Raw genomic sequence first — 17,230 nt, 5'->3', positions numbered from 1 at the left:
AACGGCGCGAATGCCGTCGGCCACGTCGGCCATCAGCAGGCTTCATGTTCCGCTTTCCGCTCATCGCGCCCATGACGCGAACATGACGATTGCGTCACGTCGATCAAACGCGGGGCGCGCCGACGCGCTCCGCAATCTGACGCATTTTTCATCTCCCGATCACGGTGGCGCACGGCTGCGTTCGCATACTGGGTCCATGGTTCGCCACCCGGCGACCCCGATCAAGGAGAACTCCATGAAAACCGCAAAACTCGCAGCACTGTTCGTCACCGCCACGCTGTCGCTCGGCATGGCCACGCAAGCCGCATTCGCGCAGACGCAAACGCAGGGCAAGACCCGCACGCAGGTCGTCAACGAACTGAAGCAGGCGCAGCACGACGGCGTCGTGCCGACGAGCAAGACGCAGTACCCGCCGACCAGCGAGATCGTCGCGCGCAACAAGGAGCTTCACGGGATTTCGGTGCATGGCGGCGAGAAGAAGCCGCAGACCGACAACCACGACGACCTGGCCAAGCGCTGATGCCGCGCGGGCAAGCGATCACGGGCAACGTGCCGTGCGCAAGCGCGTCGCGGCGAACGCACGGGCGTGCCCGCCCGCGATGTCAGGTGCTGATGGCGGCCGGCCGTGTCGGCTCGACCGGCCGCCGCGGGAAGCGCAGCCAGAACGTCGTGCGCAGGCCGGGGTCACTGTCGACGCCGCATTCGCCGCCGTGATTGTCCATGATCGACCGGACGATCGCGAGGCCGAGCCCCGTACCCGACGCCGAATTGTGCCGCGACGGGTCAACCCGATAGAACCGCTCGAAGATCCGCCCGACATGCTGCGCGTCGATGCCGGGCCCCGTATCCGACACGGCGATCGTCGTCGCGCCGCCCTGCTCGACACAGTCGACCGTCACGACGCTGCCGCGCGGCGCGTAGGCCAGCGCATTGGACAGCAGGTTGCTCAGCGCTCGCTGGTACAGCGTCAGATCCGCATCGACCCACGCGTGGCCGTCGACCTTCACCGACACGCCCGCGTCCTCCGCGAGCGGCTCGTAGTAACCGGCGACGCGCCCGGCCTCCTCCGCCGCATTCAACCGCCGCACGTCGATCGACGTGCCGGCCTGTTCCGAGCGCGCGAGAAACAGCATGTCCTCGATCATCCGCGACAGCCGCTGGTATTCGTCGATGCTCGACTCGATCACGCTCCGGTATTCATCCGCGCTGCGCGGCTGCGACAGCACGACCTGCGCGGCCGCCTGCAGGTTCGTGAGCGGCGTGCGCATGTCGTGCGCGAGATTCGACGAGAACTGGCTCAGCCGCGTGAACGACTCGTTCAGCCGCGCGAGCATCCCGTTGAACGCATGCTCGAGCTCCTTCAGTTCGCCGGACGTATCGAGCTCCGGCAGCGGATGCGCGAGCCGGCTCGTCGACATCTGCTCGGCGCGCGCCGCGAAGCGCCGCAGCGGGCTCAGCCCGAGCGCCGCGATGCCATACGCGATCGCGGCCGCGAGCACCACGCCGAACACCTCGATCACGACGATCGTATAAGCATGCGTGCGCAGCAACAGCACGTCGGCGCTGCGGTCGTACTGCACCGCGACGCGCACCACGGGCGCGCCCGCGCCAGCGAGCGGCACGGTCGTCACGAGATACTGGTGCCGCGCGCCCGGCGGCGCGACGTCGACCGGCACGCGCCCCGCGTCGAGCGACAGCAGCGGCGCATACGGGCGGAATCCGGGCGTGCCGACGAGGCGCGCGCCCGCGGCATCGTAGATCGCGAGATCCATGTTCGGATGGCCGTGCAGCTGGTCGATCCAGATGTCGGTGTTGCGCGCGACGTCGGCCGTCGTGCGCGCTTCGGCCAGGTGCGCACCCAACGCGGCGGAAATGCCGGCCATCTGCTCGGCCGCCGTCGCTTCGACGCGATTGCTCAGCGCCTTGTAGAGCGCGACGCCGCTCGATGCGAGGATCACCGACGTCGACAGGATGATCAGCGCGGTCAGGCGTCCGCGCAGCGTGCGCGGCAGCAGGCGCGCAATCATTTCGCCGCGCCGTCACGCGCCTCGAGCACGTAGCCCATCCCGCGCACGGTATGGACCAGCTTCGGTTCGTACGCGTCGTCGATCTTCGAGCGCAGCCGGCGGATCGCCGAATCGACGACGTTCGTGTCGCTGTTGAAGTTCATGTCCCACACCTGCGATGCGATCGTCGCGCGCGGCAGGATCTCGCCCTCGCGGCGCATCAGCAGCCACAGCAGCGCGAATTCCTTCGCGGTCAGCAGGATCGTGTCGCCCTGCCGCGTGGCCTTGCGGCGCGTCAGGTCGAGTTCGAGATCGGCCACGCGCAGCGTGTTCGAATCGCGCGGCTGGCCGCGCCGCAGGATCGACTTGATGCGCGCGGTCAGCTCGACGAAGTCGAACGGCTTCGCGAGATAGTCGTCGGCGCCGAGCTCGAGCCCCTTCACGCGATCGCCGACATCATCGCGCGCGGTGAGGAACAGCACGGGCGTCGACTTGCTGCGCCGGAGGTTCTGCAGCAGCGTCCAGCCGTCCTGCCCAGGCAGCATCACGTCGAGCACGAGCAGGTCGTACTCCTCGGTCTCGGCCTGGTGCTGGCCCGTGATGCCGTCCTCGACCCAATCGACGACGTAGCCGGCCTCGGTCAAGCCCTTGCGCAAATAGACGCCCGTCTTCGGTTCATCCTCGACAATCAGAATTCGCATCACGCATTACCCTTGAAGAAACCCAGCCGGCGCAGCACGCCCGTGCCGAAGCCGCCGCGCAATACGGCGCGCCACGACACCGCATGGCTGACGCGGTACAGCACGGGCAGCACCAGCAGCGTCAGCGCGGTGGACGACAGGATACCGCCGATCACGACCGTCGCGAGCGGGCGCTGCACCTCGGCGCCGGTGCCGGTCGCGAACGCCATCGGCAGGAAGCCGAGCGACGCGACGAGCGCGGTCATCAGCACGGGCCGCAGCCGCGTGAGCGCGCCTTCGCGCACGGCGGCCTCGAGCGGCCTCCCTTCGTCGCGCAGGTTGCGGATGAACGAGATCATCACGAGACCGTTGAGCACGGCCACGCCGGACAGTGCGATGAAGCCGACCGCCGCCGTGATCGACAGCGGAATCCCGCGCAGCCACAGCGACGCGACGCCGCCGCTCAGCGCGAACGGAATGCCGGTGAACACGAGCAGCCCGTCCTTCACGTTGTTGAACATCACGAACAGCAGCACGAACACCATGAACAGCGCGAGCGGCACGACGAGCTTCAGGCGCTCGCTCGCGCTTTGCAACTGCTCGAACTGGCCGCCCCACGACACCCAGTAGCCGGCCGGCACGCGCACGTCCTGCTGCAACTGCTCGCGCGCATCGGCGACGAACGAGCCGACGTCGCGGCCGCGCACGTTCGCGCTGACGACCACCCGCCGCTTGCCGTCCTCACGGCTGATCTGGTTCGGCCCCGGCGCGACGTCGATCGTCGCGAGCTCCGCGAGCGGCACGTACGGCGCCGCCGCAAGCGGCGCGCTGGCGCCGGCCGCCGCCGCGGGCAACGCGATCGGCAGCCGCTTGATCGCCTCGATGTCCGAGCGCAGCTCGTCGGGCAGCCGCACGACGATGTCGAAGCGGCGGTCGCCCTGGAACAGCGTGCCGGCCTTCTGTCCGCCGACCGCCGCGGCCACCGTGTCCTGCAGGTCGGCGACGCTCACGCCGTAGCGCGCGAGCTTGTCGCGATCGAGGCTGACGGTCAGCACGGGCAGGCCCGTGGTCTGCTCGACCTTCACCTCGGATGCGCCCGGCACCTTCTGCAGCGCGGCCGCGATCTGCTCGCCGGTCTGGTTCAGCACGGCCATGTCGTCGCCGAAGATCTTCACCGCGACGTCGCTGCGCACGCCCGAGATCAGCTCGTTGAAGCGCAGCTGGATCGGCTGCGAGAACTCGTACGCGTTGCCCGGCAGCTCGGCCAGCGCTTCCTCGATCTCGCGCACGAGCTGGTCGCGCGGCTTCTTCGGGTCGGGCCACCGGTCGGCCGGCTTCAGCATGATGTAGCCGTCCGACAGGTTCGGCGGCATCGGGTCGGCCGCGATCTCGGCCGTGCCGGTGCGCGCGAACACGCGCTCGATCTCGGGAAAGCGCGCCTTCAGCGTCTTCTCGATCGACTTCTGCATCTCGACCGACTGCGACAGGCTCGTGCCGGGAATCCGCAGCGCGGCGACCGCGAGATCGCCTTCGTTCAGGCTCGGGATGAATTCGCTGCCGAGCCGCGTGGCAAGCCCGAGCGTGACGAGCACGATCGCGGCCGCGCCGAGCATCACGCGCGCCGGGCGCGTCATGAACGCGGCGAGCGCCGGTTCGTACGCGCGCCGCGCCCAGCTCATCAGCCGGTTCTCCTTCTCCTCGACGCGCTCGCCGATGAACAGCGCGACGGCCGCCGGAATGAACGTGACGGTCAGCACCATCGCGGCCGCGAGCGCCATCACGACGGTAATGGCCATCGGGTGGAACATCTTGCCTTCGACGCCGGTCAGCGCAAAGATCGGCAGGTACACGACCATGATGATCAGTTGCCCGAAGATCAGCGCGCGGCGTGCCTCCTGCGACGCGCCGAACACTTCCGCGAAGCGCTCGTCGCGCGTGAGCGGCCGGCCGGCGGCGGCCTGCGCATGCGCGAGCCGCCTCACGCAGTTCTCGACGATCACCACCGCGCCGTCGACGATGATCCCGAAGTCGAGCGCGCCGAGGCTCATCAGGTTCGCGCTCACCTTCGCGTTGACCATGCCGGTGAAGGTCATCAGCATCGACAGCGGAATCACGAGCGCGGTGATCAGCGCCGCGCGGATGTTGCCGAGAAACAGGAACAGCACCGCGATCACGAGGATCGCGCCTTCGAGCAGGTTCTTCTTCACCGTCGCGACTGCCTTCTCGACGAGCACGGTGCGGTCGTACACGGGAATCGCCTTCACGCCGGCCGGCAGCGTGCGGTTCACGTCCTCCATCTTCGCGGCGACGGCCTTCGCGACCGTCCGGCTGTTCTCGCCCATCAGCATGAAGACCGTGCCGAGCACGACCTCCTCGCCGTTCGACGTCGCCGCGCCGGTGCGCAGCTCGCGGCCGATGTCGACGAGCCCGACGTCCTTCACGCGCACCGGCACGCCGCCGACGTTGGTCAGCACGATGTTCGCGATGTCGTCGACGGTGCGCGCCTGGCCCGGCACGCGCACCAGATACTGCTCGCCGCGCTTTTCGATGTAACCGGCGCCGACGTTGTCGTTGTTGCGTTCCAGCGCGCGCACGACATCCGCGAGCGTCAGCCCGTACGACATCAGCTTCGCCGGGTTCGGCGCGACGCGGTACTCCTTCACGTAGCCGCCGATCGAGTTGACCTCGGTCACGCCGCGCACGTTCCTGAGCTGCGGCCTGACGACCCAGTCCTGCAACTCGCGCAGGTCGGCCGCCGTATAGCGCGTGCCGTCCGGCTTGCGCGCGGCCGCATCGGCCTCGACGGTCCACAAGTAAATCTCGCCGAGGCCCGTCGACGTCGGGCCCATCGCGGGCGCGATGCCGGCCGGCAGCTTGTCCTTCGCTTCCTGGATGCGCTCGTTGACGAGCTGCCGCGCGAAGTAGATGTCGGTGCCGTCCTTGAAGATCACGGTGACCTGCGACAGCCCGTAGCGCGAGATCGAGCGCGTCTGCTCGAGGCCCGGCAGCCCGGCCATCACGGTCTCGACCGGATAGGTGATGCGCTGCTCGGCCTCGAGCGGCGAGTAACCGGGCGCGGCCGTGTTGATCTGGACCTGCACGTTCGTGATGTCGGGCACCGCGTCGATCGGCAACCTCTGGTAGCTGAACACGCCCAGCGCGGCCACGGCCGCGATCGCCAGCATCACGAGCCAGCGGTGCGCAATCGCAAAGCGGATCAGGCGCTCAAACATGTCGGGATTCCTTGAAACGGGGCACGGTTACCCTCACCGGACGGGCGGCCCGGCCGGTCAACCGGCGGGTCGCAAATCGGGCCGCATACCGGGCTGCACACCGGGCCTCCAATCGCGCAACGGCGCACGCGTGGCGCTCATTCATGTTCCGCGCTCCCCTTTCCAAGCTCGGCCTTCAGCACGAAGCTGTTCGACGCCGCGTATTCCTGACCCGGTGCGAGCCCCTTCAGCACTTCGGTCGCGCGTTCGTCGCGCCGCCCGGTTTCGACGGCCTGCGCGACGAAGCCCTTCGGCGAGCGCACGAACACCGACGGCGCGCCGTCGACGTCCTGCAGCGCGTCGCTCGCGACCGCGAGCGGCACGCCCTGCCTGCCCGCGTCGACCGACACGTTTACGAACATCCCGGGCCGCCACACGCCGTCCGGGTTCGGCAGCACGACGCGCGCCGGCGCGGTGCGCGTCTGTTCGCCGAGCAGCGAACCCACGTACGCGATCGGGCCGCTCGAACGCGATTCGAACGCGGTCGCGATGACGGTTGCGTCGCGGCCGACGCGCACGTCGTTCAGCCGCTGTGCCGGCACGGCCATCTCGGCCCATACCGTCGACAGGTCGGAGAGCACGAACAGGCTCGCATCGGCGGCGATCGCCTCGCCGGGCGTCGCATGCTTCTCGACGATCGTGCCCGCGAACGGCGCGCGCAGCTCGTAGCGGTTCAGCGCGCCCACGCCGGCCGGCGCGTTCAGCGCGGCGAGCTTCTGCCGCGCGTTCTGCACGGCGATCTCGGCCTCGCGCAACTGCACCTGCGCCTGCTGGTAGTCCTGCTCGGCCGAGATGCGCTCCTGCCACAGCGTGCGTTCGCGTTCGTAGGTCGCGCGTGCGCCCGCCAGCCGGCGCTCGGCCGTCAGCAGTTCGCTGCGCCGGTCGGCGAGATCGGTGCTCGCGATCACGGCCAGCACCTGCCCCTTCGCGATGTTCTGCCCGAGCGACACTGGCACCTGTTCGACGATGCCGGCCACGCGCGGCACCACGTGCGCGGTGCGGTCCTCGTTGAACTTGATTTCGCCGGGAAGCTGGAACGGCGTCGCGATCTGCGCGGGGCCAGCCTTCGCGAGCGCGATCTTCGAGCTCGCCAGCTGCGCGTCGGTCAGCGCGATCGCGCCGTCGGCGCGCGCGAACGGGAACGACGCGGCGTCGTTGCCCGCTTTCACGTCGATCGTCGCGTCGAACACATGCGGCTTCGCGATCGACTGCGCGGACACGAACTTCCAGCCGGCCGCGTCGAAACGCAGCGGTTCGTGCGTGCGGTCGTACCGCACCAGCGTGCCGGACACGGTGACGCCCTTGTCGGCCGGCTTGCCGTCGACGAACGGATAGACGACGAGCCGCGCGTCGCCGGGCTTTTCCGTCATCACGATCTCGACGGACAGCCTGCCGCGCTTCAGCACGACACCGCCGCGCGCGCCGGCGCCATCGGCCGGCTGCGCGGCATCGGCGGCCACGGGCGCCGATGCGCTGTTCCCGCCGCGCGTGACGGCGAGCGCGCCGATCACGATCCCGGCGCCGCCGAGCACGGCCGCCGCAATAACGAAGATTCTGCTGCGTGACATGATGATCCTTCAGGTAAGAGGGGCGCTTATTGCGCGACGGCCGCGAGCGGCGTGCCGACGAGCCGGCCGATATCGGCGCGGGCCGCATGCGCGCCGGCAAGCGCGCGCACGTATTGCGACTGCCCCTGGAACAGCGTGCGCTGCGCGTCGAGCACGTCGAGGAAGCTGAACTTCCCGAGTTCGTAGCCGCGCGACATCGCATCGAGCGCGAGGCGCGCGGCCGGCAGGATGTCGGCCTTCAGCCGCTGCGCTTCCTGCTCGGCGGCCTCGAAATTCGCATACGCCTGCGTGAGCTCCAGCCGCAGGCGCGTGCGTTCGCGATCGAGATCGGCGTTCGCGCGCTCGGCCTTGTGCGCGGCCTCGAGCAGCGCGCCCTTGTTCGTGTTGAACAGGGGAATCGGAATCGACACGCCGACCACGGCCTGGTTGTCCGGCACGCCGCCCGTGGTCACCCTCTTCACGCCCGCGCTGACCGTCACGTCCGGAATGCGCCGCGCACGTTCGAGCGACACGGCCGCGTTCGAGCGCAGCATCTCGGCGCGCGCGATCCGCGCGAGCGGCGCGTCGTCGAGCTGCGCGGTCAGCGCAGGCAGCAGCTCGACCGGCGGCACGGCTTCCAGGTCGCCGAGCGCCGCGAGCCGGTCACCGCGCGCTTCGCCCATCACTGCGTTCAGCTTCTCGCGCGCGACCTCGACACGGCCGCGCGCGGTCACGACTTCGATCTGCACGCCGGCCGCCGCCACCTGCGCCTTGGTCGCCTCGACCGGCGACACCTTGCCGGCCTGTGCGCGACGCCCCGCGAGATCCGCGGAGCGCATGGCGATCGCGGCCGATTCCTCGGTGACCTGGAGCTGGCGCTGCGCGGCGAGCAGCCCGTAGAACGCGGCGATCACGTCGGCACGCACGGCGGCGCCCTGCTCGTCGAGCGACGCGTTGGCCGCCTCGCGGCCGTACGACGCGACGTCGAGCCGCGCGCGGCGCTTGCCGCCCAGCTCGATGGTCTGGTTGATCAGCGCGGTCGACGTGCGCTCGGCGCGGCTGAAGCCTTCCTGCAGGAACGACACTTCGGGATTCGGGCGCGCGCCTGCCTGCATCAGCGCGCCGGCCGATGCATCGACATCCGCGCGCGCACCGCGCAGCGCCGGATTGTTGCGGGCCGCGACCGCAAGCGCGTCGGGAAGCGTCAATGAGGTGAAGGGGCGTGCGTCGGAGGGCGGTGCGCCTGCCGGCGTCGCGCTGCCGGAGGCAGCCGGGGCCGGCCCCGGCGACAGCGACGGCTGCGCATGAGCCGTCGCGGCCATCGCGAAAGCGACGGCCGCGGCGAGGTTGAGCTTGAGCATGTTCGGTTCTGCGGTAACGGTTTGCGACCGATGCTACGGTCCGGCCGCAGTGCGAACATGAGGCGAAGATGATATTTCCGTCATGTTGGGCGGGCTGTACTCGCCCAACCAGCGTGGACATCTACGCTGATAGCCAACTGTACTCGACGCCTAAGCGCTCGCGTGCGGTCCGACGATGCCGTCAAAGTTCATCGGACTCGTCGCATCGCTTCCGATTATGCAATTCGGTCACGTCAAAATCACAAAAACTTTCTTTGCATTCCAAAATTTCGAACGAGTTCTATAGACATCTTCACTTGAAAAGATGACTGTTCAAGGTTCCAGGAACACGAACGTAACCATGCGTTCCATGCCCCCAAGACCATACAAAATGGATTTTTACCAACTTCAATTAAGGAACCGACAATGAGTCGACGAGCACTCAGGAACGGCGACCCGACAACAACGGGCGGCATGCGGAAAGTGCCAAGGGGCGTTCCTGATAGCGAAGGATTCGCAAAGCGCGCGACCCAGCACGAACGATGCGTTGATCTAGAGGGCGACCCAGCATCCTTGATAATCCAAACGGTTTGACTTTAAATCAATGAATAATTTTTCAGATCACAACGAGTACAACTTTGATACTGACGAAGACAAAGAATGGTTTCTCGTTCACTCCGGGGCCGTCACCAACACGAATCCGGGATCGATGGTTAATGTTTACATTAACACAACGCCAATCTGCCCGAACATGACCAACAGAGAATTTAGAATTATGGTAATGAGACTGCTTAAATGGTCCGCAATCCTAGTCGAGCGAAGGATCTCCGATCTGAAGCGATATGATGAAAAAACCAAAGATAGAATGATCTATTGGTTCAATCGATACGATGAGAATACGCGACAATATCTTGTCAACGGTTTCTCACGACAGCTCTCCGTTCTTAAAACACTAACGCCACACAATTTCGTTCGAGCCGATCCGAACCTCGATAGAATGTTAGGTTGCGTCCCGAATATGCGCGACATCGATAACGAGGCCGCTCATGTTTGCGGGCCTAACACGGAGCGTAGACTTATAAGTATTGCCGTGAAATTTTGCACCGGCTTGCGCGACCAGAATATGTTCGGAGATTCCCGCCTATCTACGCTCATTCACGAAGTAACACATTTCGTTGACACGTTCGGCAGCAGCGACCCTCGTTACGGGCTTGACCCCACGGCGGCCGCATGGGCAAGAGCCAATCCTGACCTGGCATTGAGAAATGCGGATACACTCACCGGATTCGTGATCTACGGCGAAGATTTATTTGCAGAGTAAGGAGCCGAAATCAGCATGAGAATTTTTATCACAGCATTAATCACGCCTATCGCAACATCGTTCCTTTTCTCCACAAATGCTGCAGCAGAATGCCAGGGATCACAAAATCTGCCGTCACAGCAATTTTTCGTGATTTTTTCACCCAATAGCCACGAAATCTCCAAATCCGAACGAATTCGAATTGGACGATGGGTCTCAGCAATGAATTCCAAGTATCCAATTCAAAACTGGATCGATATAATTGGCAGCGCGTCCAAAAATGAAACCGACCCCGCTCAAATTGCAACGAAACGCGCTTCCGCGACGGCGAAAGTCGTCATAGACGACGGTCTGATAAATGCGCCACTTCAGATAAAAACACAAATTTATCCAACCAATAGCACAACCGAATCAACACCAGAAACCCGTGAGGTCACCGTTCAAGTGAGCCCCGGCTGCCCCGACAACTGCTGTACGGGCCATTGACATGATACACGGCCGACGAAACGCGCCGGTTCGCAGCGGCCATCGGCCTGAAACCATTGACCACGCCGGTGTGTAGCCCGCAAAATAACGGGATGGCCGAGAGCTTCGTGAAGACGATGAAGCGCGACTACGTCGCCTTCATGCCGAAGCCGGACGCAGCGACTGCTGCACGCAACTTGGCCATCGCGTTCGAGCATTACAACGAGAAGCATCCCCATAGCGCGCTGAAATACCGCTCGCCTCGCGAGTTCCGGCGCTCAATGGATTCAGCAACCTTAGTGCGACGCTGTGTCCGGGATTACAGGGTCAACTCCAGAAGCAAAATGGATCACACTGCGGTCGATTACCGCGTAGCTGCCATACTCCCAAGAAACGTTCTGGTGCTCATGTCCAATCGGCAGGCCAGCATAAATCGGTCGGCCCCACGCGCTGAGTAGGTCGACCAGCATCTCCTCGAGTGTAAAATCCGCACTCTCCGGGACAGGGCATCGCGTAAATTGTCCAAGCACGAAAGCCCGAGCACCATCAAAGGCGCCGCTTAAGCGCAACTGGGTCAAACTGCGATCCAAGCGGTACCCGAATTCCGTCACGTCCTCGAGCAGAACGATGGCATCTCGTGCGCGCAATGACCACGGCGTACCAGCCATACTCGCGAGCACCGTAAGGTTGCCCCCGCAGAGGCGTCCAGTCACTGTGACAGGATCTCCAAGCAGATGGCGCAGCTCTAACGGCTCGCGTTCAGCTCCGGTTAGCACGGCACGCATATCATCGCGTGTTGCATCATCCACCTTCATCGCGAGACTATGAAAAGTCGGTCCGTGAATTAAGCGTATGCCGGATCGATCTGACAGAGCACAGAACAACGATGTTGCATCAGAAAATCCAATCAGTACCTTCGGCGTCGCTATCTCCTCAGGTAAGTACTCGAGCAGATGTGCACAACCAAACCCTCCGCGGGCGAGCCAGATGATGTCAACGGTCGGATCCAACAAAGCAAGTCGCAGGTCGTGCGTTCGCTCGGCGGTCGTGCCTGAAAAATAGCGATAGCGCCCCCCGAGATACTCGCTTTTTGTGACGTTGAATCCCCAGCTCTCAAGGAGTGCCACGCCGCGCTCGATACCATCCGGATCAGGGACACCAGCAGGTGCCACTATCCGAATTATTTTTTTTCGTATTTCCATCGAAGTGATATTCCGACGAGAAGAGTGCAATAACTATACCCGACAAAATGCACCTACGCATCACCATCAAACAGGCGTCGGCCCTGCATGAGAATATTGCAAACCTGCGTCGACGAACGCGCTGCGAAGCCAGCGTCGTTTTAGGATCACTGTCGAGGCAAAATCACCTACTGAACGATCTCGGTCCCATTCGATCGGTTCACCAAGCAACACATCGATCGGATAGACCTCCGTTCCGTCAACTTGGCGCACACGCCCGAGCGTCAATCCGTCGGTTGGCACAGTAGCAAACAAATCACCGTCGACTCCCCGCAACGCAGTCAATGCCTGTTTCATTTGATCGAGGTACTGGATCTGGTTAAAGCTGCCGAGGCATTGGAACTGATTCAGGAAGGCAAGTGAAACAAATACCGGGAATAACCCAGGACACAATATACAACTTTGCAAAGCGGTCACGATCGCAGCGGGACTCCAATCCAATGCGAAATCGCGGCCACTTAGGCAAAATCCATTCGTTCGCAATTGTTCAAATCGATCACCGTCCTTTCAAGTTGGCTAATTTATCGCCGCCGCGCTTGTGTTGAGCTCCGCACATCCAGTGCCCGCGTGCAACGGTCCATCGAATCTATCCGAGCGAGATTTCGATGGTCGATTCGATAATGATTCGAGCGATAGATCAATCGCCTAACTGGTGAAGCTATCAGGGCGTTCTCAAGAATCAAACGATCCCTTGCTTCGCGCGCCGCCGCTGCACGAGCCAGTCGAGCAATTGCCGCCCGTCGCGCTCGCCGAACCAGCGCGCGTGCCCGATCAGGTAGCCGTCGTACGCGATGTCGACGATCGCCGGTGCGTCGATGATGCAGCCGAAATACGCGACTTCCGACAGCGCGAACTCCGTATGCACGATCGGCAGCAGCGCGACCAGCGCCGCATACGCGTCGTCGCCCAGCGGTTCGAGCGATTCGTAGCCGTCGAGCAGCGCGTCGATCTGCGCGTATTCGATGCGCCTCGCATCGGCCGGGGCCATCCAGTCGACCGTATTGCGCTCGATCGCGAGCGCGAGATCCATCACCGCGCAGGTGCGATCCGACAATCCGAAATCGAGCACGGTCCGCACCTGCGCGCCGGGCCCCGCATCGGTCCACAACAGGTTCGACGCATGCCAGTCGCCGTGCGTCCACAGCGGCGGCAACGCGGGCAGCAGCGGCACGAGGCGCGCGTGATACGGGCCGATCGCGTCAGCCACGTCGCCGCGCCAGTCGCGCGAACCGAGCGCGCGCACCAGCAGCGGCTGCGCATCGACCCAGCGTTCGAGCGCGCCCGCGAGATCGTCGGACGACAGCACGCGAAAGCTCGACAGCAGCGTGCGCACGGGCCGCGCCGGCGCATCGTAGCCGGCCGACGCGCGATGCAGCTCGGCCAGCGCGCGGCCGGCCGCGTAAGCGTGCGAGGGATGCGTGAACGGCTGCCACGACATCACGCCGCGATACGGGTCGACGCCGGGCGCAAGCACATGCACCTCGTAGGTCCAGTCGCCGGATGCGAACGCGGTCGCACCGTCGCGATCCGCGAGAACATCCACCACGGGCATTCCGCGTTCGCGCAGATGCGCAATGAAGCGATGCTCTTCCTCGAGCCCCGCGACGTCGCGCAGGCTCACGTGATGACGCTTGACGAACAGCCCGCGTCCGTCCGCCATCCGCACGAGCACGGCCGCCGCGAACTGCCGCGGGCTGTGCCAGGTCAGCCGCACCGGCTCGCCGGCGCCGTCGATCCGCGCGAGCACCGCCGCCACCTCGTCGTGCGTCATCAACGGCCAGTCGCGTTCGGCCTGCTCGCCGTCGACGCCGAATTGCGGCGGCGCGACGTCACGCGATAGCGGCCCGTCCGGCTCGAGTGGGAATGACATGAACGACGTTGCTCCGTAGTTGAATCGGCGCGTGAATCAGCGCGCGCCGCCGCCCGATGCGAGCGCGCCGCCGGCCGCCGCGCGCAACGCCGCGGCCGTCCGGCTCCAGTCGCGCCAGCCGATGACGGCCAGCCCGATGAACAGCGCATAGAGTCCGGCCGTCAGATACAGCTCCTTGAACACGAACATCCCGACGTACACGACGTTCACGACGATCCACAGCCCCCACGACGCGATGTAGCGCCGCGCGGTCCAGTATTGCGCAACGAGGCTGAACGCGGTCAGCGACGCATCGACGAACGGCAGCGCCGCATCGGTCCAGCGCGCCATCATGCCGCCGAGCAGCGCGCTGCCGACCACGGCCGCGATCAGGTCGGGCAGCATCTGCCGCGGCCGCACGCCGGTGACGGGCGCGACGTCGCCCGCCGGCGCCGCGCCGCCGCCGGCGTCGCTCGCACGCTGTGCGAGCCAGCGCTGCCAGCCGTACACCTGCAGCACCGCGAACGCACCCTGCAGCAGCATGTCCGAATACAGCTTCGCGTCGAAGAAGATCCAGCCGTACAGCACGACCGACGCGAGCCCGACCGGCCAGCACAGCATGCGCCGCTTCGCGGTCAGCCAGATCGCGAGCGCACTGACGATCACGCCGGCGATTTCGAGTGGGGACATCGTCTGTGCTCTCCAGGATAGCAGCCGGGGCCGCGCGTCACGCGGCCGGTTCCGGACGGTCAGAAATCGTAGGTCAACGACACGCGCGCGGTGCGCGGCGCACCCGGGAACAGGTACGCGTCGCCCTGCTGCTCGCCCGCGTCGCGCCAGTAGAACTTGTTGAACAGATTGTCCACCGACACGCGCAGCACCGTGCGATGGCCGCCGATCTTCGTCGTATAGCGTGCGCCGAGATTGAACACGAACCACGACGGCACGCGCGCGGTGCCTTCCTCGTTCGCGTTGCGGGCTGCGCTGTACTCGACGCCGCCGAGCACGTTCAGGCCCGCGACGCCCGGCACCGCATAGTCCGCATACAGCGACGCGCGCAGCGCGGGTACGTTGATGATCTGGTGCCCTTCGTACGCCGGCGAGCCCGAATCGACCGCACGGGCGCGAATCGCCGCGACGCTGGCCGTCAGCGCGAGCCGCTCGGTCACGCGCCCGGCCGCGCCGAGCTCGATGCCCTGGTGCCGCTGCGTGCCGCGCTGCACGAACGTGTAGCTCGTGCCCGACGCGTCCGGATCGGCGAACTGGAACGGCTTGCTGATCGAGAACACCGCGGCCGTGAGGCTCAGCCGGTCGAGCCAGTCGTATTTCGCGCCGACCTCGATCTGGTGCGATTCGACCGGCGGCAGGAACGCATACGCGTTGGTCGCGCGCACGGGCGCCTGGTCGCCGAGCGACAGCGCCTTGCTGTACGACGCGTACAGCGACAGCACGTTCACCGGCTTGTAGACGAGCGCGACCTGCGGCAGGAACACCGAGCGGTCGGTGTGCGTCGCGTCGCCGTCGAGGCTGCTCCAGCTGCGCTGGCGCAGCAGCACTTCCTTGCCGCCCGCGAGCACCTGCCAGTGTTCGCCGATGCTGATGCGGTCGAGTCCGAACACGCCGTACTGCCACGCGTCGAGGCGCGGGTACGACGGCCCGGGCGAATTCGGCGACGGCGGGAAGGCCACGTCAGGCCCGTAGATGTTCTCGCTGCCCACGTAGTCGTATACGGCATCGGCCACGTGCACGACGCGGCGCTGCACGCTCACGCCGAGCGTCAGCTCGTGCCGCAGCGGCCCGGTCGCGAACTTGCCCGTCGTCACCGCGCGCAGGTCGTCGTTGCGCCGGTATTCGCCGGGGCTGCGGAAGTCGTACACGTCGTAGTCGCCGTTCGCGCCGAAGAAGAACGGCGACGTCGCGCCGGCCGCGCAGCTCGCCGCGTACGAGCAGCCGTACGCGAACGCGCTGTTGTCGTCGATCATCGTGCGGCTGCGGCCCGCGGCGATAGTTGCCTTCCAGTCGTCGTTGAACTGGTAGTCGAAGCGCGCGTTCAGGTTCAGCGCGTCGGTCGTCACCGGTTTCGCCCACGGCTGCGTGCCGAGCGCCTTCGACGTCGTCTTCACGGACGGCACGACGGTGCCGCCGAGCAACTGGTAACCAGGCGCGGAACGCTGGATCCACTGCTGGAACTCGGCGTTGAGCTGCAGGCTCGCACGCGGGCTGATGTCCCAGTCGGCGGCGATCGAGCCGAACGTGCGCCGCCCGTTCGTGCCGTCGATGGTCGAGTGCATGTTCTCCTTCGCGGCATTGATCCGGAAGCCGAACTGATGGTCGGGGCCGAAGCGGCGGCCGAGATCGACGGCCGCCGACGTCGAGCCGCGGCTGTCGACGCCGCCCGTCACGCTCGCGACGTTCGCGGAGCGCTTGGTCACGAAGTTGATCACGCCGCCCGGCGCGACGACGCCGCCGTCGATGCCGGCGAGCCCCTTCAGGATCTCGACGCGCTCCTTGTTCTCGAGCGGCACGTTCTGCTCGCCGGACACGGTCAGCCCGTCGATCCGGATCGCGCTCGCGAGATCGACCGGAAAGCCGCGGATCGCAAAGCCTTCGTAATAACCGACCGGCGCATAGTCGTTGACGACCGATGCGTCGTTGCGCACGACGTCGCTCAGCCGCTTCGCCTGCTGGTCGTCGAGCTGCGCGCGCGTCACGACGCTCACCGACGCCGGCGTGTCGCGCAGCGGCGCGTCGTCGAGCCCCGCGACCGACGCTTCGCGCACACGCAGCGCGTTGCCGCGCTCGCCGCTCACGGTGATCGCGGGCAGCGTCGCGCTGCCGGCCGCATCGGCGTCCGGCGCGGGCGTGTCGCCCTGTGCCGCGGCGGCCTGCGCCGCGAAAAGCGTGATGCCGATGCCGACGCCAAGCCCGACCTTCGCGCGCCGCCGCCGTGCGGGCGACGCTGTTGTTCTATTCACCGTCATTGTTCTGGATGGAAAACTCGCCACTCGACCCTGTCGAAACACACGCTGTCGACCCACACGCTGTCGACACACATTACGAAGCTGCGAAGCGCGCGCCCGCGAACGCATCCGCTACCGGCCGCCGCATCCGTCCGGCCGATCGCCGGACGCGTGCATCGGCACGACATTCGTCAGACGAACCGGACGATGCGGCGCACATGCGGGCCGCTCGGTCGGGAAGACGCAGGATGGGACATCGGATTCAGGTGACGCACCGGGGACCGACGCAGCCGCCGACGGGTTCGCCGGGTGCCTGTCGGGCGGCCGGCCGCATCGCGCGGTCTTGTCATGCGGGGGACGCTTCGAGCGCCGCGGTGCGGGCGCCGGGCACCTGCGCCGGCCGTTCGTCGGAACGGCGGCATGCCCGTCGCGCGCGACATCGCGGCGTGGCGCGCATTTTACCCCGGGCGGGGCCGAAGGCCGTGGAATCGGGTGGAACGGTCGGTGGGGGCGAAGGGAAGCGGGAATGGGGGATGCTGTTCGGGCGACACCGCGACAGCGGAGAAGCGG

At 65.9% G+C, this 17,230-nt stretch carries 13 protein-coding genes and 1 pseudogene; 4 read left to right on the top strand and 10 right to left on the bottom strand.

Annotated features, from left to right (window positions below):
• Nucleotides 1-235 precede the first annotated feature (235 nt).
• Nucleotides 236-520 (top strand): DUF4148 domain-containing protein, encoded by a 285-nt coding sequence (locus BFF94_RS00725; RefSeq protein WP_128843635.1) that lies wholly within the window; start codon nt 236-238, stop codon nt 518-520.
• Between the two features lie 82 nt (nt 521-602).
• Here BFF94_RS00725 and BFF94_RS00720 read toward each other — a convergent pair whose 3' ends face one another.
• The 5 genes from BFF94_RS00720 to BFF94_RS00700 form a co-directional block, all read right to left on the bottom strand.
• Entirely contained in the window at nt 603-2,027 is a 1,425-nt protein-coding gene (locus BFF94_RS00720; RefSeq protein ID WP_128843636.1) for a heavy metal sensor histidine kinase, read from the bottom strand.
• On the bottom strand, nt 2,024-2,707 hold the full coding sequence (irlR, locus tag BFF94_RS00715) for a heavy metal response regulator transcription factor IrlR (protein ID WP_128843637.1): 684 nt from the start codon (nt 2,705-2,707) through the stop codon (nt 2,024-2,026). The genes BFF94_RS00720 and irlR overlap by 4 nt, the downstream gene beginning before the upstream one ends.
• On the bottom strand, nt 2,707-5,919 hold the full coding sequence (locus BFF94_RS00710) for an efflux RND transporter permease subunit (protein WP_219138843.1): 3,213 nt from the start codon (nt 5,917-5,919) through the stop codon (nt 2,707-2,709). Before BFF94_RS00710 ends, irlR begins: the two co-directional genes overlap by 1 nt.
• 137 nt (nt 5,920-6,056) lie before the next feature.
• Entirely contained in the window at nt 6,057-7,526 is a 1,470-nt protein-coding gene (locus BFF94_RS00705) for an efflux RND transporter periplasmic adaptor subunit (RefSeq protein WP_219138842.1), read from the bottom strand.
• Between the two features lie 26 nt (nt 7,527-7,552).
• Nucleotides 7,553-8,866: a TolC family protein gene (locus tag BFF94_RS00700; RefSeq protein ID WP_219138841.1), complete on the bottom strand. Its 1,314-nt coding sequence runs from the start codon at nt 8,864-8,866 to the stop codon at nt 7,553-7,555.
• A 583-nt stretch (nt 8,867-9,449) separates the two neighbouring features.
• On the opposite strand from BFF94_RS00700, the gene BFF94_RS00695 reads away from it, so the two are divergent.
• From BFF94_RS00695 to BFF94_RS00685, 3 genes and pseudogenes are all read left to right on the top strand, one after another.
• Nucleotides 9,450-10,166, top strand: a complete 717-nt coding sequence (locus BFF94_RS00695) for a M35 family metalloendopeptidase (RefSeq protein WP_128843467.1) — start codon at nt 9,450-9,452, stop codon at nt 10,164-10,166.
• A 15-nt stretch (nt 10,167-10,181) separates the two neighbouring features.
• Nucleotides 10,182-10,631: an OmpA family protein gene (locus BFF94_RS00690; protein ID WP_128843468.1), complete on the top strand. Its 450-nt coding sequence runs from the start codon at nt 10,182-10,184 to the stop codon at nt 10,629-10,631.
• Nucleotides 10,632-10,636: 5 nt separating this feature from the next.
• Nucleotides 10,637-10,906 (top strand): annotated as a pseudogene (locus tag BFF94_RS00685) (integrase core domain-containing protein); the annotation flags it as partial.
• Here the strand turns inward: BFF94_RS00685 and BFF94_RS00680 are convergent.
• The 5 genes from BFF94_RS00680 to BFF94_RS00660 form a co-directional block, all read right to left on the bottom strand.
• Nucleotides 10,907-11,812 carry a S66 peptidase family protein gene (locus BFF94_RS00680; protein ID WP_128843469.1) on the bottom strand — a complete coding sequence of 302 codons (906 nt, stop codon included), beginning with the start codon at nt 11,810-11,812 and terminating at the stop codon, nt 10,907-10,909. It abuts the pseudogene before it with no gap.
• 66 nt (nt 11,813-11,878) lie between these two features.
• Nucleotides 11,879-12,268, bottom strand: a complete 390-nt coding sequence (locus tag BFF94_RS00675; protein ID WP_128843470.1) for a hypothetical protein — start codon at nt 12,266-12,268, stop codon at nt 11,879-11,881.
• 262 nt (nt 12,269-12,530) lie between these two features.
• A complete protein-coding gene (locus BFF94_RS00670; RefSeq protein ID WP_128843471.1) occupies nt 12,531-13,721 on the bottom strand; it encodes a phosphotransferase enzyme family protein in 1,191 nt (396 codons plus the stop codon).
• A 36-nt stretch (nt 13,722-13,757) separates the two neighbouring features.
• Nucleotides 13,758-14,390 carry a nicotinamide riboside transporter PnuC gene (gene pnuC / locus BFF94_RS00665; RefSeq protein WP_219138839.1) on the bottom strand — a complete coding sequence of 211 codons (633 nt, stop codon included), beginning with the start codon at nt 14,388-14,390 and terminating at the stop codon, nt 13,758-13,760.
• A 59-nt stretch (nt 14,391-14,449) separates the two neighbouring features.
• Complete coding sequence (locus BFF94_RS00660) at nt 14,450-16,681, bottom strand: TonB-dependent siderophore receptor (protein ID WP_219138838.1); 2,232 nt, start codon at nt 16,679-16,681, stop codon at nt 14,450-14,452.
• Nucleotides 16,682-17,230 lie beyond the last annotated feature (549 nt).

Origin of the sequence: Burkholderia catarinensis (genome assembly GCF_001883705.2) — a bacterium.
Lineage (GTDB): Bacteria > Pseudomonadota > Gammaproteobacteria > Burkholderiales > Burkholderiaceae > Burkholderia > Burkholderia catarinensis.
The sequence above is the reverse complement of the archived record's forward strand: the minus strand, read 5'-3'. Positions and strand labels throughout refer to the sequence as shown.